This is a genomic window from Tenacibaculum holothuriorum (assembly GCF_002120225.1).
GTDB lineage: Bacteria > Bacteroidota > Bacteroidia > Flavobacteriales > Flavobacteriaceae > Polaribacter > Polaribacter holothuriorum.
The window spans coordinates 346,644-363,486 of sequence record NZ_LAPZ01000002.1 but is presented as its reverse complement, the minus strand read 5'-3'; the positions used below and the strand labels follow the sequence as shown (position 1 = coordinate 363,486).

Sequence of the window (16,843 nt, the reverse complement as noted above, 5' to 3'; positions counted from 1 at the left end):
AAACATTAAAAGGGTGCTGAAAAGCATCCTTTTTTTATACCTTTATTTTAAATAATTGATTTGTTGAAAATGAAATCGAATGAAAAACTAACAGAATATTTATCTAAAATAATTGATTCCGCTTCGTTAGAAATTTTAATTCCAGAAATTGTGAACTCTTTTGAGTTTCTTTCTTTGAAGAAGAATGAATTCTTAGTACAAGAAAACGATGTTTGTAATTATTTCTGTTTTTTAGAAGAAGGTATTTTACAACACGCTATTTACGTAGATGGAAATGAGAAAACTACTTATTTGGCATTAAAAAACTCGTGTACTGCTGCTCTGCAAAGCTTTTTACATACAATTCCTTCAAGAAAAAACATTAAAGCATTGAGTAGCTGTAGGCTTTGGGTAATAAAAAGTAACGATTTTAAAAGCTTGTTAAAGAATAATAAAGCCTTTCATCAGTTTTATTTTAACTTAATTGAAAATCAAATTTTTTTAATTGATAATTATAGAATTGATTTACTAACGCTTACTCCAGAAGAACGTTACAAAAAGATGTTGCAGAACGAACCTAATTTACTTCAAGAAGTTCCATTACATTATTTGTCTTCTTTTTTAGGAATTTCTAATCGGCATATGAGTAGAATTAGAAAGCTAATAAAATAGTGCCAAATGGCTAATATTTGCACAATTTGTTTCCGTATTTTTGAGTCAATAATATTACTTTAATTAACGATTATGAAATACCACGCTATTAATAAAGACTTATTTATTAAGAACCGTAAAAACTTTATGGCGCAAATGAAGCCAAATAGTTTAGCAGTTTTTAATTCAAACGATATTTATCCGGTAAGTGCAGATAGTACTTTACCTTTTGAACAACATAGAGATATTTTCTTTTTAAGTGGTGTAGACCAAGAAGAAAGTATTTTAGTTGTCTTTCCTGATTGCCCAAAAGAAAACTTAAGAGAAGTATTATTCTTAAGAGAAACAAATGAACATATTGCTGTTTGGGAAGGTGAGAAATTAACCAAAGAAAAAGCATTTGAAACAAGTGGTATAAAAACTGTTTTTTGGTTACAAGACTTAGAAAAAGTATTAGCTGAAATGATGGCTTTGGCAGATACTGTTTACATAAATACCAACGAGCATTACAGAGCTACTGTTGAAACTGAAACTAGAGAAGCACGTTTTACAAAGTGGTTATTAAATAAATATCCTGCACATTCGGTAGCAAAAAGCAATCCTATTTTACAACGTTTACGTTCGGTAAAAGATCAAGCAGAAATTGATTTAATGCAAATAGCATGTGATATTACCGAAAAAGGATTTAGACGTGTATTAGATTTTGTAAAACCTGGAGTTTGGGAATATGAAATTGAAGCAGAATACATTCACGAGTTTATTAGAAACAGATCTAAGAAATTTGCCTATACACCAATTATAGCATCAGGAAATAATGCCAATGTTTTACATTATATTGAAAACAATCAACAATGTAAAGAAGGTGAGTTAATCTTAATGGATGTTGGTGCAGAGTATGCAAACTACTCAGCAGATATGACGCGTACAATACCAGTTTCTGGTCGTTTTTCTGATAGACAAAAAGCAGTGTACAATGCTGTAAATAAAGTGAAAGATGAAGCTACAAAAATGCTAGTACCTGGAACTATTTGGGCAGACTATCATGTTGAGGTTGGTAAAATTATGACTTCAGAATTATTAGGATTAGGTTTATTAGATAAAGCTGATGTTCAAAACGAAGATCCTAATTGGCCAGCATATAAAAAGTATTTTATGCATGGTACTTCTCACCATATTGGTTTAGATACGCATGATTATGGTTTACTTCATGAACCAATGCAAAAAAACATGGTGTTTACTGTTGAACCAGGGATCTATTTGCCAGACGAAGGTTTTGGAATTCGTTTAGAAGATGATGTGGTAATTCAAGAAAAAGGAGAGCCGTTTAACTTAATGCGTAACATACCTATTGAAGTTGATGAGATAGAAGACCTAATGAATAAATAAAAAGAAAACCTAACCATTTCGGTTAGGTTTTTTTATGTGATGTTTTAATAAAGTTTACCAAGAATGTGTTTCATTGGTGTTGTAATTCTTATACGTTCCACTTCCGTCAGTGTTCCATATAAATTCTTCAACTAAGTTAGAATATTCGTATACTTTAATAAATCCTGATTTGTTTTTGGTGTTGGTTTCTAAAACAAGTTTGATGTTGTCACTGTTAATTTCAATTTTAGCAACGTCACCATTCACCCACCATTTAAGAGTACCAACTACAGTATTGTTATCGTATAATTTTGCTTCAGCATAACTCCCGTTTTTTAACTGATATCCGTCCATTAGTTTTGTACTTGTACCATTGTATGTTGTAGTATAACTAAAAGTATATCTATCTGAAGATTCAGAAATAATATATTTTATTGTTACACCATTAGCTGTCCAAGTATAGGTTTTTGAGTTACTAGCACTTTTAGCTTGTAAATTATCGTTTACTGAGCTAGAAGTTGCTGTTGCAGGTATTGTTAATAAAGTTATATAGCCTTGAGACAATCCTTTTACAGCGTTAAATTGAGCATTAGCTTGTTGGGCATATTGATTGCTTGAATTTTGCATTGTTGAAGGAAGCTGCATTGCACTAACTTTTTCTTTAAAATCTTTCATTACTACTGATGAAAGTTGCTCTTCTTCTTGTACGTTTTCATCATTCCCTCCACAAGAAATTAATGAAAAGCTGATTACTAAAATTAATAAGTACGATAGTTTGTTTAATGTTTTCATAATTTGTTTTTATTTAGAATTAGATTATAAGTTGAAAAGAACACCTGCAGTAAATACTGCCTGGTCTAAATTACCCAGTACATATTTAGCTTCTATTAAACCAGTGATAGAAGAGGACAAATCATAGTTTAATCCGCCACCAAGATTTACACCAAAAGATGAAGTTGAAGCACTTACACCAAGAACAGATACTGATGCTTTTGAACGGGTATAGTTTAATCCTACAAGTGGATAAAAGGTTAACTTATCGTCACTTTCAAAAGAGTAATGTGCATCAGCATTAACTTCAAAGAAAGAAGTACTAGCAACACCTGCAGCGCTTTTTCCGAAGTAATAATTAATACTTGGAGATAGGTTAATTTTATCTGTAATGCTAAAAATAGCTTTGGCACCAGCACCAAACTCGGTATTTGTACCATACACTAATTGCGCACCAAGTTTTGTTTGTGAAAAAGCTGTTGCACTAAGGATTAAGAATAAAACAGTAAATGTTAATTTTTTCATTTTTTTATAGTTTATAATTTTATTACATGAGTTAGTGTGTTTAATTTTTTAAGGTTAACATTTCGAATAAAAAAAGCCTCACTTTTTTGTGAGGCTATCATTGAATAAATGAAAACAAATTAAAAACTACTATTATTCAACTATTAGTTTTTGAGTATAAATTTTGTTTTCGGCTTTAACTTTTACCAAGTAAATTCCTGATAAAAATTGATGGAGGGGGATTTCTATTAGCTGATTTTGGTTTTCTTTTTTCCGATAGATTAGTTGTCCCATAAGGTTATACAAAGTAGCGTCTTCAATTACCTCATTATTTTTTAATTGAATCTTCACCAAATCTTTTGCAGGGTTTGGATACAGAAAAGTTTGCTCTTTTAATGTAACTTGATTTGTTGATGCAGTGGCAGGAGTTCTAAACTTATTCTGTATTGTATTCGTAATTATTGGAGGATTTTGATCAAAATAGATATATGCTGTGTTTTCAACAATTGTGTTTTCAGGAATATCTTTTTTTGCTTTTATCTTATATTTAAAATAGCCTTGGCTTCCATCGGGATTAGATAAACTGTCTGGTAAAAATATATTCTCAAAAAAGAATTTTTTTATACTCTTGGTTTCATTACCTACTTCTGATATTTTAAGGTTGTGACTACTTTCTATAAATTGAAAAGAATTTTTATCTAAATCATTATCAATAGTATCTAATACATAAATATCCTTTGCTGAGAAATTTCCATTATTTTGAAATCTTACGGTATAGGTAAGCCATTTTTTATCAATATCTACTTCGTTTAATTTATCTGGCACACCAGGTGTAACTAATTTATCATTTGGGTCGTAAGAACTAAAAACGGGTGTAAAATATGGTGAATCACTATAAACTTCATCAGGTTCTCTATACACATCATCTTCATCTTGATATACATCGTCTGGTTCTATATAAGGTGAAAAATCTTCGTTTCTTCCTGCTCTAGTATCTGTACTTTCTGGAGTAGTATCTATCCAATTATTTTGAGAATTTTGATTTTTTCCACTTGTGGCATTTTCCCAATTAGAAGAAGAAATTGCTGTTGGTCCGTATTGAATATCATCTCCAATAGCAGTTGGGTCAAATACTGTAGTTAAAATTTCTACAATAAATGTTTCGTATGGATTTATATTACCTAATTCAATTTCTAACGTTTTGGTTCTTTCGTTATTCGTTTCGGTAAAAGTCGGTGAATTATCAGTTGTTTTTGTGTATTGATTGTCAGTTAAATTAACATTCCATAATTGTTTTCTACCAGGACTAATAGCAACTTTATTAATAATATGGCTATTCGAGTTGTTTTTTAATTTGTGAATAATAATAGAAGATACGTCGTTAATACTATAATTTGTAGCGTTTGAATTCGTATTTATAAATTGATATCTTAGTTTTACATTGTTAAAAGTTTTAGTACTAGAGGTATTAGCGATAGCAGAAACAAAGCGATTTTCAAAACCGTCTCGTGTAAAACCCCAAGCTCCTTCTTTAGGAGAACCTTTAATGTATAAACTCTTGGTATCTTCAATAACTAATGGAATATTAATGTTAGAATAGTCTTGGTCTAAATTACCAACATCAGTTTTATAAATTCTTTTTGAAGAATATGAAAAGCCATCGGTAGAAGTTATTGCCATTTTATAAGTTTGGTTGGCAACGTATACAGGAAAAGAATAAAATCCTTGGCTATCTGTATAGACAATAAATGAAGAGTTTCCATTTTGGACGTTTAAAGCTTGATTTGAAACGGGCGTATCTGTGTTAGCATCGAAAACTCCATTTTCATTAATGTCGGCAAATACTTTTCCTGATACTTTTCCTCGTAAATTACTTGTTTGAGCTCCATTTACTACACCAGCAGCATCGTTAACTTCTTTAAATTTTAATAATTTAGGTAAAGCACTATTAGAAGTAAGCCATTTGTTTCCATCATTATCAATCGTAATTTTTGTAAAATTGATAATTTCTGGGCCTTCAACATTTGTGTGCTTAAATTCTTTAATAGTAGGTGATGAATTAGCGACGTTAGAAATTTTCAAAATCCCTGTAGAACTAATAGTGTAAAGATTATTATTAGCATCTACTTTCGCATCACGAATATAGTTTAATGTAGTATAATCCGCTTTTAATAGTTTATGAACCTCTGCATTATCTTTAATAAAGATAACACCATCTCTACCAATTAACCACATTTCATTAGCATTTACACCAAAGAGTAATTTATGTATTAAGCCAATTTCTGAATGATTGTTTAAGTTTAAATTATCAAGTGTAAACTCTCCTTTAGTATCACTTATAGGGTCATACCACTGTATTCCATGAGATGAAATAGACCAAATACGTTCATCTCTAGATTCTGTTAAGTATGATAAAGATGTTGTTTTAAAATTAAAATTAGAGTTGTTTGAAGTATAGGTAGCTTTTGTATCTAAATTCGTTAATCGACCGCCTTTATTTTTATCAAAATACCATTTATTAAATCCTTCTACAGCATATCTATCAGTTAAATTAAGAGAGTACCCTTCTAGTAAATTATTGAAAGAAGGGTAGTTTAAAACAGAAAACTCATTTGATGAACTGCCGTTTTTATTAATAAGGTATTGACCATATATTTTTCCATTTTCATCTACCTGACCATCTTCTATAAATACTGTTACAGGAAACACTCCCTTACCTAAAGGATAATTCTCTATAACTCCATTTTTAAGCTTCGATATTACTAAAAGATCTTTTCCAGCATTATTTGTTGTGTGAGTATTAAATACAACACCACCTGTTTTATCTTGTTTTAAGTATCCTATTTTTCTTTGGTTTCCTGTAGGAATATTGTTTTTTAATGAATTAAAATGATTCCATTTTCCATTCTCATAAGTTATGGTTCCATTACCAGTCGTAGACATATAAAGCTTATTTTTGTATGAAGAGAAATCGTAGATGCCTCTATGAATTCCGTAGTTAAAAAAATGTTGTATAAAACCTTTTTCTTGAAAAAAAGCTTCATCATAATGCTTCCAGTTAGGATTATTACTACTGTCTAATGTTAATACATGTACTCCTGCTAAGTTGTTAGTACTTACATTTGATGTTAACCATATTTCGTTATTTACTGCTTCTACACGGTTAAAGCGAATTTTGGTATTACCAATTTGACGTTCAAACTTTTCAAAAGTGTTATTGTCAATATCCCATTTAGCAACACCAATTTCTGAGTTATTATTACCTCTGTAGGCAATCCATAAATTACCGTTTGAATCAAAATCTAAATCTTGTAAGAATTTAGAAGGTAAACCTTCTGCTTCAGAAATTGTAGTTGTAGTATTGTTTGAAGGATTAAAAACAACAACACCTTCATTATCTACTGCTAAATAAACTTTATCATCAGAAGCAATGTCTATTCCTTTTATTTTATTTCCAGACGAGATATTATATTCGGTATAAACATTATTATGATATTTCATTAAAATACTTCCTTCATGTGCTATAGCCCAAATACTATTTTGAAAATTACCTTCATTTTCATTCTTTTTGAATTTTTCAAAAGCATTATTTTTATTACTTATCTGGGTAATTTTGTTTTCAGTTAAATCGTATTTAAAGGTTCCTTTGTTTGCTCCGTGGAAAATAATATTTCCACTTCCGTCGTCTATTGCACCAAAAAACTGAGTAACTACATTATCTCCTTGAAAAGCAACAAAAGGAAGATTTCTCCATTTTTTATGTGTGTTATTGTAAATTGAAATCCCTTTAGTGGTGGTAAAAACAACATAATCTTCATTATTGAATTTAAATTCGTGTGATGCGATTACGTTTCCATGAGTAAGACCAAAACTTTCTACAACAACTCTATCTGGGCCATCGCACCAAAAGTATTCATTTGTATTAGGTTCGGGTTCGTTATTAGCGCAGGCATTAATGTGATATGTTAGTTTAACTCCTGGATAAAAAAGCTCCCATGTTTGAGTATTATCTATTTGGGCATTTACAGCAAAAGATATAACTAAGAGCCATAAAAATATTTTTGTTTTCATAATTTCTATTATTTAAAATCGTCTTGATTCTCGTGCTTTAAATTTTACGCTAACCTTAGTGTTTATGGTTTTTTTACTTCCATTATCCATTCTGTATTTAAAAGTTACAGTGTCAGTGAAATTTCCAGAAACAGTACGTTTGTTTTTTACAATTCCTTTTTTCCAGTTGCTAACTTTGGTTATGGTAGTTGAGGTACATCCTGAAAAATCACCATCAATTTTTTTATATGGTTGATTGTTTTTTATATCAATAAAATTAAAACTACCACAACCAGAAGTGTATTTTTTTGCATTGTGTTTTCCTAGAGTCGCTTCACCTTTAAAATGACGGTTTATATAATGAATTTGCATTCCGTTATCGGCAATCAATTTTGACGCATTTAAATTGCTAGTTCCTTCGAAATATTCTAGGTTTATCTGACTCATATAATTACCTTTTTCAGGATAGAAAACATGTGTTCCTTTAAAGTCTCCATCATAAAAAGTAATTTCTAAAAAGTATTTTTTTTGTTGCCCAAACAACGTAAGGTTTAGACAGGATAGGATTATAATTAAAGCGTATTTTTTCATGATGTTTAGTTTAAAAGTGGTGTGTTTTTAGCTAAGGTTAAGGCAATAGTTTTGTAATCTCTTTTTTTAGCTTTTTCTATTTGGTTGAAGTCAGAACCAGGAGCTATAAGTTCCATAGTGTAGTTGTTAAACTTAATAAAGAGCGTTCTTTTTTTAGCGTTGTATAATGCAGCTTTCCCCATGTTTTTTATCCAAACAGAACTTTTAGATAGTCCTTTTTTTAGCTGCCAAGAATCTACCCAAGTACTTCCGTCATCTAGTTTATCTGGAGTTTTATAAAAAGAAATAGCGCCAGTTAAAAAGTCGAAATTATTATCAGAAATTAATACGCGAATTGTACAAGATTTAGATAATTCATTTCCTATAATTTGTACTTTATCTTCAGTGACATTGTAGAGCTTTGCAATTTGATTTTTAGATACAAATTGACAGCTGTTATTTAAATTCGAAAAATTGACTTTATTGTTTTTGAAGCTTTTATTTACAAAAGAAGTATCGTTAAAGTCTGTGCCAATAGCTGTTTTTTTATCGCCAAAACAAGACACAAAAAGTACAGATAAACAACACAAAACGGTTATTTTGAATATTGATTTCATAATTTTTATTTTAAAAATGATTGCAGGTTTAGAACCCCATGTTTCTATAATCCTTAGTGTTAATTGTTACATTTTTATTAGAAATATTGGTAACTTTTATGTTGTAGTTTTCACCTTGATGAGTTGAATTAATTTCTAAAACAAAACCAGAGAAGTACGGATTGTTCATTTTCATACCCAACATTGGTAATTCTTTATTTTGAATTGGAAACTTTTTAGAAATCCATAGGCTTGCAGTTCCTTTATTTCCTTCATGATTGTAGGTTACTTTATATTCATGACATGTATAACCTAGAATTGTTTTGGTAGCACCTGTTTTTTTGTAAGAATAATCACTTGCATCGGGAATGTTTTGAGATCCTTTAAATTGTTGCCCTATTTGATCTAACGAAGTAGTTTTTTTCATCTTCATACCAGCTATGTTCATAAACATAGTAGATGATTTTGGTGTCATTACCATAGTAACTTTTCCTTGCCCTTTCATTTCTTTAGTAGCAACCAACATTCCGTAGATATCGGGATATTTACCTAATAAAAATTCAATAGGAAACTTTTTTCCAGCATTATCTGTAATTTCTAATTCAATACTTTTATTGAATGAAAATGAGCTAGGAATATTAACTGTTGGAGAAGCCTTTTGCATCATTTTTTCAATCTCAGCATCAGAAACTTCCTTGTTTTTAGTTTTATTAGAAGTATTAAAACTTTTTTCAATTTTAAATATTGGATTATTTATGTTTCCATTACCAGAAACCTGTGCATTTTGTTTTATAGGTTCTTCATAATCTTGGTTTTTAACCTTTCGGTATCCTACAGTTAAATCGGCATTTCCATTAAAGTTGAAGCTGAAGTTTTTATCCTTTTGAAAGTTTACAGAAATACTTCCGTTTTTTAAATCATAACTTTGACCTTTGCCAGATGATTCACCTTCATAACTTCCTTTTGGCTGAGATTCATACCCTAAATGGAGTGTCGCTTCTTCAGGAATTTTAAAGGTTTTAGAATTTAGCTGTTTTGTGTTTTCTACATTTTTAAGTTCAATAGAAAATCCATCAAAAACATCTATTCCTGTAGTAATCCAATTACCATATATGCGATAGGTATTTCCTTGTTTTGTAACGGTAACTTTATCAATTTCGTTAATGTTTACCATTCCGAATTCATTCGAATGGTTTATAGAAGCGACTCCTTTACTTTTAAAGTTTTCGTTAGTAACTGTGTTTTGTTGTTGAGGTTTTTTTTCTACGGTTTTTTCTTTTTCGTTATTTCCTTCTAAAGCATTATCAATTGTTTTGTCGGTTTCTTTATCAATTTTGTTTTCTACTTTTTGTTCTATTTTTTTTTGAACTTTTTTAGTTAGTTTTTTCCAAAATTGTGCTTGACCACTTGTGTTAATTCCTATTAAAAAGAATAGAAATACCAGACTTGTTATTGTTTTATTTGTTTTCATAATTAGTGAGTTTTACTATTTATGCTTTAAAAACAAAAAGGTTAACATTTATTTTAAAAATTATTTTTTGCAGAAATGTTTACCTTTAAAAAAAATATACATCAATGAGTGAGAGCAATATTGTTTTGCATCTTAAACAAGGAGATACAAAAGCGTTAAAAGAGGTTTATACAATGTATAGAACCGAGTTTTTGGCTTTTTCTAAGAAATTTTCTGTGAATAACGAAGATGCTTTAGATTGTTATCAAGACGCAATAATTGCTATACAAGAACAAGCAATTAAAGGTAAGTTAGATGATTTAAAAAGCTCTTTAAAAACCTATTTGTTCGGAATTGGTAAATACATGATGTACGAAAAAGCAAGGAAAAATAACAGAACGATTTTACATGTTGCTCCTCAAGAAGAAGTAGCTGTTGTTGAGGTTTCTTACCATGAAGAGGCTAATGAACAACAGCTGAAATTAAAAGAGGGGTTACAAAAGCTAGGTAAAAAATGTAGAGAAGTATTGCATCTTTTTTACTATAGAGGTTTTACGATTGATGAAATAACTGATCATTTAAATTATGAAAATAAGAATGTAGTAAAAAGCCAAAAGTCAAGATGTTTAAAACAGTTAAAAAGTATTATTAATGATTTCTAAGTTCCCCTTAATAGATAAGTATTTCGAAGACAGTTTATCTGCCGAAGAAAAAAAAGAGTTTGATAGTTTACTCTCTAATGATTCTGAATTTCAAAAGGAATTTCAATATCAAAAAGATGTTCAATTTGCTATAAAAAGTAATGAAAGAGAACGCTTAAAGAAAGAATTACAAAATTTAGAAAATACGACCATTACTACTAAAAGGAAAGGGTTTTCAAGAAAGTGGTTGGCAGCTGCTTCAGTAATAATATTACTAGCAAGTTTTAGCTATTTACTGTTGGTAAAAGAGAGTATGATGTCTAATCAAGAATTATATAATACTTATTATACACCATATGAAAATGTAATACATCCATTAGTGAGAGATGATAATTCAAGCTTAACAAACGATGCTTTTTTAGCATATGAAACTAATAATTATACTAGGGCAGTAAGTTTGTTTACTGAAGCGTATAAAGAGACTAAAACAAATGATTTGTTATTATACAAAGGGATTTCATTATTAGAGACTAAAAACACAGAAGAAGCAATACATACTTTTAATAACTATTTAGAAACGAATCCTAAATATAAAACCCAAACTTTTTGGTATTTAGCCTTAGCAAATTTGAATTCTGATAATAAACCAGAAGCAAAAAAATGGCTAGAAAAAGTAGTGTTGTCTAACCAAGAATTTAAGAAAGAAGAAGCCAAAGAGTTACTTAAAAAACTGAACTAATTTCTTTCTAAAAAGAAATAGAATTATAAATATTAGAGCAATAACCCATACAACGTAGTTTGTAGGTGAATTTGCAATTGCTTGGGGGTTTCCATTAAGAACAAACCCTGCCCAAAAAAAAGGATGACTTAACTCTTTAACAGTATTCTTTAAATAATTGTTTTTTGCTATTTGTAAAGCAGTAGTTTTATTATTTCCTAAACTTAATTCTTTGTAAAAATCACTCATAAGTTTAGAAGAAGATTTATCATCTACTTTCCATAAACTTTTCACTAAAGCTCCAACACCGGCATACGAAAAAGCTCTAGCTAAACTAATGTTTCCTTCTCCTTTTTCTAATTTTCCAATACCTGTTTGGCAAGCACTAAGCGTTACTAAATTAGCTTTTAATTCTGTATTATAAATATCTTTTACATACCATAAATTTGCTTCATTTTTTGTTGGAGTAAAAGCCAAATATGAAAAATCAGGAAACTCATCATTTGCCGAAGCATGGGTGGCAAAATGTAAAATAGGATACTTACTGAACCTGTTTTTCAATTTTAATAACGAAGCTTGTTTACCCAAAATAGTATCAGTATTAAAAACAGAAGCAATATTCCGTACTTCTCTTTTATTGAAAATTAATGGCGTAAAATCTGCTCTAGTTACATTTTTAGAACTTGTTTTATAAAACTCTGGCGCAATAGCTAAAATTGTATTTTCTTCATTATTATGTGTTAGTTTTTCTTGTTCATTTAATAATGTAAAAGAGTTTTCGTAGACAGTGGCTGCATTTTGTACTAAATAACTATTATTTTGATTTTGTGTGCTCAAAGCTTCAAAAGGAATGTAGTTTAGAAAACCATCTGGTACAACAGTTAGTAAAGTTTTATTTCGAACATTTAAAGGAAGAAGTTTTTTGTATAAACTAAACCCTAAGGTTGGATTGTATTTTTTTTTGTAGTTAGAAACTGTTGCGTAAAAAGTCGTTAACTCTTTTTGAAGAGATTCTGAATTTACAATCCGTGAAAAGTCAATATTTTTTTTCGTTATCGAAAAGATATATATGTAGTGTTTTCCGAAGAAATAAGAAACCTTAGCTTCATTAGTTTTAGTGTTGTTTAAAACGGTTTCTAAAGAAATAGTCGTATAATCGTATTTGAGTTTATGGTATTTAGGATATGTAACTTTTACAGAATCTAAAAACGAGTTATATTGTTCTTTAGCGGTGTTAAGTTTTTGATACTTTTCTTCTGTGCTTTCTGAAGTAAAAATAGCTGTTTCAATACTGTTAATAGTTGCTAATAATTGCTGTTCTCTGTCTATAATTTGTTCAGGGATATTCTTAAACTTTATAGCTTTTGATAGGTTTACAGCTTCTAATAATTGTGTTGACTTACTTTTTTCTAAAACAGTAAAAGCAGTGTCTAAATACTTCTTGTCATTTGTTTTTTGATGTAGTATATGTAGTTGATTTAAAGTAGTTTCGTAAAGCGGATATACTTTGTCAATTAAATATTGTTTGTCATTTTTATTTTCTAAAGTAGGCTTTAAAATATCTAAAATATCGAGTGCAAGTAAACTAGTTTGTAATCCTTTTTTTAAAAAAGAAATGTTTTGATTTTTATTATACAACCCAGTTAAAACAATTACTTTGGTATGTAGTATTTCTAGAACGTCACTATTGGTAATGAGATTAGAGATTAACGGATTTTCGTCCGAAAAAGAAGTAGAAGAAAATGTACAGTTTTGTAAGGCATTTTGTATGTTGATATAAGCTTTATCGAATTGTTTGTTTTTTATGTATACCTCTGAAATTTTCTTATAAATTAAAGCAATATCAATATGCTTTTTATTATTTCTGTAGGTTTTAAACAACTTTAATGAAATTTGATAGGTTAGCAATGCTTTGTCAAAGTTTTGTTGCTGTAAATAAATGTCACCATACAATTCTTGAAGAACTTTATAAAAAGGATCATTTTTACGATAACTAGATTCTGATTTTTGAAGTAAGCTTAAAGCCTTTTCAGAATTGTTAGAAAGTATATAATTATTGATTAATGCTTGATAAGAAGAAATTAAGGAGTTAGTATAGTCTGAAGTTTTTTTGGTTTGATAAAAATTAACGGATTTCTCTAGTAAATTTATAGCTGAATCGTATTGTTTTTGATTGCTATAAATTTTAGCCAAATAATTATTTAATAGCATTTTTTTAGAAGAGATGTCTTCAAAGAAATCAGGATAATTGTTTAAAAGCTGTAGAGCTTTGTTACAATAATTTTTGGCTAATTCGTATTTGTTTTCATTTGTATAAATTACAGCTAAAAAAGAATAAACACTATGTAGTTTATCAATATTCTCTTGCGTTGTATTAGCCGATTTTAACTCGTTTTTAAGTTGTAGAAACCAAGGTTTAGCCCTTTTATAATCTTTAAGTTTATAATAATAATTTCCTAAATTAAGTTGATAAAGAGAGTTAGCAACATGATAAACTTTTTGTTTTTTTAAAGAATCTTTCTGAGTTATAAGTAATGAACCTAAATTATCAAGATTATTTTTCATTACAGGCAAATTATAATGATAACTACTCGTAAATATTATATAAGAAAGAATATTTGCACTTTGGTCATGCCATTTCTCTTGCTGAGAAATAGTAAGTGCTTTATTAAAGTAAATATAAGCGCTATCTTGATTTGAATATATGTGTGGATATGCCTTATAAAATTCAGTTTCTAGCTTTTTTATATTAATAGAATCGTTTTGAGATACGATAAAAAAAGAATGTAGGGTAAGAAATAAAAAAAGTAGTTTAGTTCTCATTTCAGTAGGTTGTTGAGCTACTAAACTACTAATTTTAAATATGTAATGTTATAATTTTGTGTGATTTGACTTTAAAACCTTATAAATAGTCAAAGTATATTAAACTATTTATTTTTCAATTATAGCATTGACTTGGTAAGTTATTTCTTGTTCCATAAAAGGAAAGAACTTTGTAATAGTTAGAACTACTTCACCAGAATAATTTTCTCTTACTAAAGTTGTAGCTGGATATCCATCAAAATTATCTGCTGAAAATAGTCCTTCATTTGTTCCAATAGTTTCTCCTTCAATAGTTTTAATAGTAACTGAAATGTTTTCAGAGTTTTGAGTCAATAATAAATATTGAATATTAGTTAAAGGTAATTTACAGTTGATTTCTTTTTCATCACAAGGTTTTGGTGGAGGTGGAAAACCAGGTAGTTTAGGAGGACGTACACCAAATAAATACTTTTTAATCTGTTCGTTTAATTTAATTTCTTGTTGAAGTTGCTCTAATTGTTCAATAGCTTCATCATTACCTTCTTCTATTTGAGCTACTAATTCCTTTTTTAACAGATATTGTTTTGTTAGTGTGTTTTCGATGTAGTAAGCGTGTACATCTTCTTCAAAATACGTGTTGTCTTGATTAGGCTCTTCACTGGCGCTTTTACCTGCAAATTTTTGTTTCATGGTAGTTTGGTTTTTAAAATCATCAGGGAGTTCTTGTTCAGAATTGTTAGAACACGCTATTATAGTTAATAATAACACTGCCGATTTAATTAATGTTCTTGTTTTCATTTTATTTCGTTTTATAGTTCGTAAGTTAGTGTTGAAAATAAAATGAGGTAAACATTTTAAACTACTTTTTTTTGCTTTCCGCCATTACCTCAAGTTCATCGTACCAGTTTTGTCCGAATTTTCTTACCAAAGCTTGTTTTACAAACTTATAAACAGGTACTTGTAATTCGGCACCTAAAGAGCAAGCATCATCACAAATCTCCCATTTATGATAGTTTACAGCAGAAAACTCACTGTAATCTTTTACACGAACAGGATACAAGTGACAAGAAACAGGTTTTTTCCAATCTACTATTCCTTGGTTGTATGCTTCTTCAATAGCACATAAAGCAGTACCTTTTTCATCAAAAATTACATAAGCACAATCAGCATCATTAATTAAAGGAGTTTCTAACTCACCAAAATCGCTGGTAATCCAAGTGCCTTGTTTTTCAATAGCTTCGATACCTTCTTTACGTAAAAAGGGTTTTACTTTAGGGTATATTTCTTCTAAAATTTTTGTTTCTTCTTTGTCTAAAGGAGCGCCAGCATCACCATCAATACAACAAGCACCTTTACAAGCAGATAGGTTGCAAACAAATTCTTTTTCAATAATATCTTCCGACACAATTGTTTTTCCTAATTGAAACATATGGTATTATAAAAGTTACTAAAAATTGTTTGCTCTATTAAAGCAAACTTAATGTATATTTAAATGCAAAAATAGTAGTTTGTAAGTTTACTTATCTACTTTTGTTTTCGAAAACCTTATAATTATGAATTTTAACATACAAGAAATCGTTACAGCCTTTATGGTATTATTTGCAGTAATTGATATTATAGGTAATATTCCTATTATTATCGATTTACGAAAAAAGGTTGGTCATATTCAGTCAGAAAAAGCTTCGGTAATTGCTGGAGTAATTATGATCGTGTTTCTGTTTTTAGGACAACGGTTATTAGGTCTTATTGGTATTGATGTGAATTCGTTTGCAGTAGCAGGTGCATTTATTTTATTTTTTATTGCCTTAGAAATGATTTTAGGAATTACGCTCTATAAAGAAGATGAAGAGGAGGCTTTAAACGCATCAGTTTTTCCAATAGCATTCCCTTTAATTGCAGGTCCTGGTAGTTTAACAACGTTATTATCGTTACGTGCTGAATATGCTTTTGAAAACATTTTAATAGCCATTTTATTAAATGTTTTATTGATTTACATAGTATTGAAAACATCTTCGAGAATAGAAAAATTTATTGGACCTAACGGAATTAAAATTATTAGAAAGGTGTTCGGGGTAATTTTATTAGCGATTGCAGTAAAACTTTTTGCTGCCAATATTAAAATGTTATTTGCGTAATGATTTTTGATTGTTTAGTTATTGGAGGTGGTGTTGCGGGTATGCAATGCGCTATGGTATTAGGTTCAGCTCATACTAAAGCTTATGCAAAAGATAAAAAGGTAGGAATAATTATGCATCAGCGAACATCGCATTTACAAAATGCGTTGTTTAATAATGTATTAGGATTACCTGCGGGTACTTTAGGAAAAGATATTTTAGAACAAGGGAAAAAGCAACTGGCGGAACAATATCCTGAAGTGAATCAGATTGAAAATGAAAAAGTACAAGCTGTTTTAGAAGATGAGCAAGGATATAAAGTAATTACCAATAAAAATGAGTATCTCACCAAAATAGCTGTAGTTGCTTTGAATTATGCAAAACCTTTTGAAATAGCTGGATTAGAGCAATATGTTGAGCGTCATATTCGTGCCAACGCCATGAAAGATCGCATACAATTACGAAACTTTAATCACTTAATAAAAGAAGGATTATATGTTTGCGGAACCATTGCTGGTTGGCGTAGTCAGTTTGCTATTGCGGCAGGAAGTGGAGCAAGTGTTGCTACCGATATTTTAACGGTTTGGAACAATCATGAACCTACCAAAGTACATGATAAAGTAGGGAAGTAG

At 29.5% G+C, this 16,843-nt stretch carries 15 protein-coding genes; 6 read left to right on the top strand and 9 right to left on the bottom strand.

Features of this window, described 5'->3' with window-relative positions; translation table 11 throughout:
• Nucleotides 1-69: 69 nt before the first annotated feature.
• Nucleotides 70-651: a Crp/Fnr family transcriptional regulator gene (locus WH52_RS04595; RefSeq protein ID WP_086029756.1), complete on the top strand. Its 582-nt coding sequence runs from the start codon at nt 70-72 to the stop codon at nt 649-651.
• Nucleotides 652-723: 72 nt separating this feature from the next.
• Nucleotides 724-2,016 (top strand): aminopeptidase P family protein, encoded by a 1,293-nt coding sequence (locus WH52_RS04590; RefSeq protein WP_086029755.1) that lies wholly within the window; start codon nt 724-726, stop codon nt 2,014-2,016.
• Between the two features lie 54 nt (nt 2,017-2,070).
• Here the strand turns inward: WH52_RS04590 and WH52_RS04585 are convergent, their stop codons facing one another.
• The 6 genes from WH52_RS04585 to WH52_RS04560 form a co-directional block, all read right to left on the bottom strand.
• On the bottom strand, nt 2,071-2,787 hold the full coding sequence (locus WH52_RS04585) for a hypothetical protein (RefSeq protein ID WP_086029754.1): 717 nt from the start codon (nt 2,785-2,787) through the stop codon (nt 2,071-2,073).
• A 24-nt stretch (nt 2,788-2,811) separates the two neighbouring features.
• Nucleotides 2,812-3,291: an outer membrane beta-barrel protein gene (locus WH52_RS04580; RefSeq protein WP_086029753.1), complete on the bottom strand. Its 480-nt coding sequence runs from the start codon at nt 3,289-3,291 to the stop codon at nt 2,812-2,814.
• A gap of 132 nt (nt 3,292-3,423) precedes the next feature.
• Nucleotides 3,424-7,341 carry a DUF7619 domain-containing protein gene (locus WH52_RS04575; protein WP_086029752.1) on the bottom strand — a complete coding sequence of 1,306 codons (3,918 nt, stop codon included), beginning with the start codon at nt 7,339-7,341 and terminating at the stop codon, nt 3,424-3,426.
• Between the two features lie 12 nt (nt 7,342-7,353).
• Entirely contained in the window at nt 7,354-7,911 is a 558-nt protein-coding gene (locus WH52_RS04570; RefSeq protein ID WP_143592052.1) for a hypothetical protein, read from the bottom strand.
• 5 nt (nt 7,912-7,916) lie between these two features.
• Entirely contained in the window at nt 7,917-8,507 is a 591-nt protein-coding gene (locus WH52_RS04565; protein WP_143592051.1) for a hypothetical protein, read from the bottom strand.
• A gap of 28 nt (nt 8,508-8,535) precedes the next feature.
• Nucleotides 8,536-9,957 carry a hypothetical protein gene (locus tag WH52_RS04560; protein ID WP_086029749.1) on the bottom strand — a complete coding sequence of 474 codons (1,422 nt, stop codon included), beginning with the start codon at nt 9,955-9,957 and terminating at the stop codon, nt 8,536-8,538.
• A gap of 104 nt (nt 9,958-10,061) precedes the next feature.
• Here WH52_RS04560 and WH52_RS04555 point away from each other — a divergent pair, with 104 nt between their 5' ends.
• Together WH52_RS04555 and WH52_RS04550 are read left to right on the top strand one after the other, a co-directional pair.
• Nucleotides 10,062-10,598, top strand: coding sequence for an RNA polymerase sigma factor (locus tag WH52_RS04555; protein ID WP_086029748.1), 537 nt, complete (start codon nt 10,062-10,064; stop codon nt 10,596-10,598).
• The gene (locus WH52_RS04550) at nt 10,588-11,316 is read left to right on the top strand and encodes a tetratricopeptide repeat protein (protein ID WP_086029747.1); all 729 of its coding nucleotides are present in this window, start codon (nt 10,588-10,590) and stop codon (nt 11,314-11,316) included. The genes WH52_RS04555 and WH52_RS04550 overlap by 11 nt, the downstream gene beginning before the upstream one ends.
• Here the strand turns inward: WH52_RS04550 and WH52_RS04545 are convergent.
• The 3 genes from WH52_RS04545 to WH52_RS04535 form a co-directional block, all read right to left on the bottom strand.
• The gene (locus WH52_RS04545; protein WP_086029746.1) at nt 11,296-14,118 is read right to left on the bottom strand and encodes a CHAT domain-containing protein; all 2,823 of its coding nucleotides are present in this window, start codon (nt 14,116-14,118) and stop codon (nt 11,296-11,298) included. The two genes, WH52_RS04550 and WH52_RS04545, sit on opposite strands and share 21 nt — an antisense overlap.
• A gap of 108 nt (nt 14,119-14,226) precedes the next feature.
• Nucleotides 14,227-14,895 (bottom strand): hypothetical protein, encoded by a 669-nt coding sequence (locus WH52_RS04540; protein ID WP_086029745.1) that lies wholly within the window; start codon nt 14,893-14,895, stop codon nt 14,227-14,229.
• Nucleotides 14,896-14,956: 61 nt separating this feature from the next.
• Nucleotides 14,957-15,526, bottom strand: coding sequence for a DUF3109 family protein (locus tag WH52_RS04535; RefSeq protein ID WP_086029744.1), 570 nt, complete (start codon nt 15,524-15,526; stop codon nt 14,957-14,959).
• 124 nt (nt 15,527-15,650) lie between these two features.
• Between WH52_RS04535 and WH52_RS04530 the strand changes: the two genes are divergently transcribed.
• Nucleotides 15,651-16,232 carry a MarC family protein gene (locus WH52_RS04530; RefSeq protein WP_086029743.1) on the top strand — a complete coding sequence of 194 codons (582 nt, stop codon included), beginning with the start codon at nt 15,651-15,653 and terminating at the stop codon, nt 16,230-16,232.
• The gene (locus WH52_RS04525) at nt 16,232-16,843 is read left to right on the top strand and encodes an NAD(P)/FAD-dependent oxidoreductase (protein ID WP_086029742.1); all 612 of its coding nucleotides are present in this window, start codon (nt 16,232-16,234) and stop codon (nt 16,841-16,843) included. The genes WH52_RS04530 and WH52_RS04525 overlap by 1 nt, the downstream gene beginning before the upstream one ends.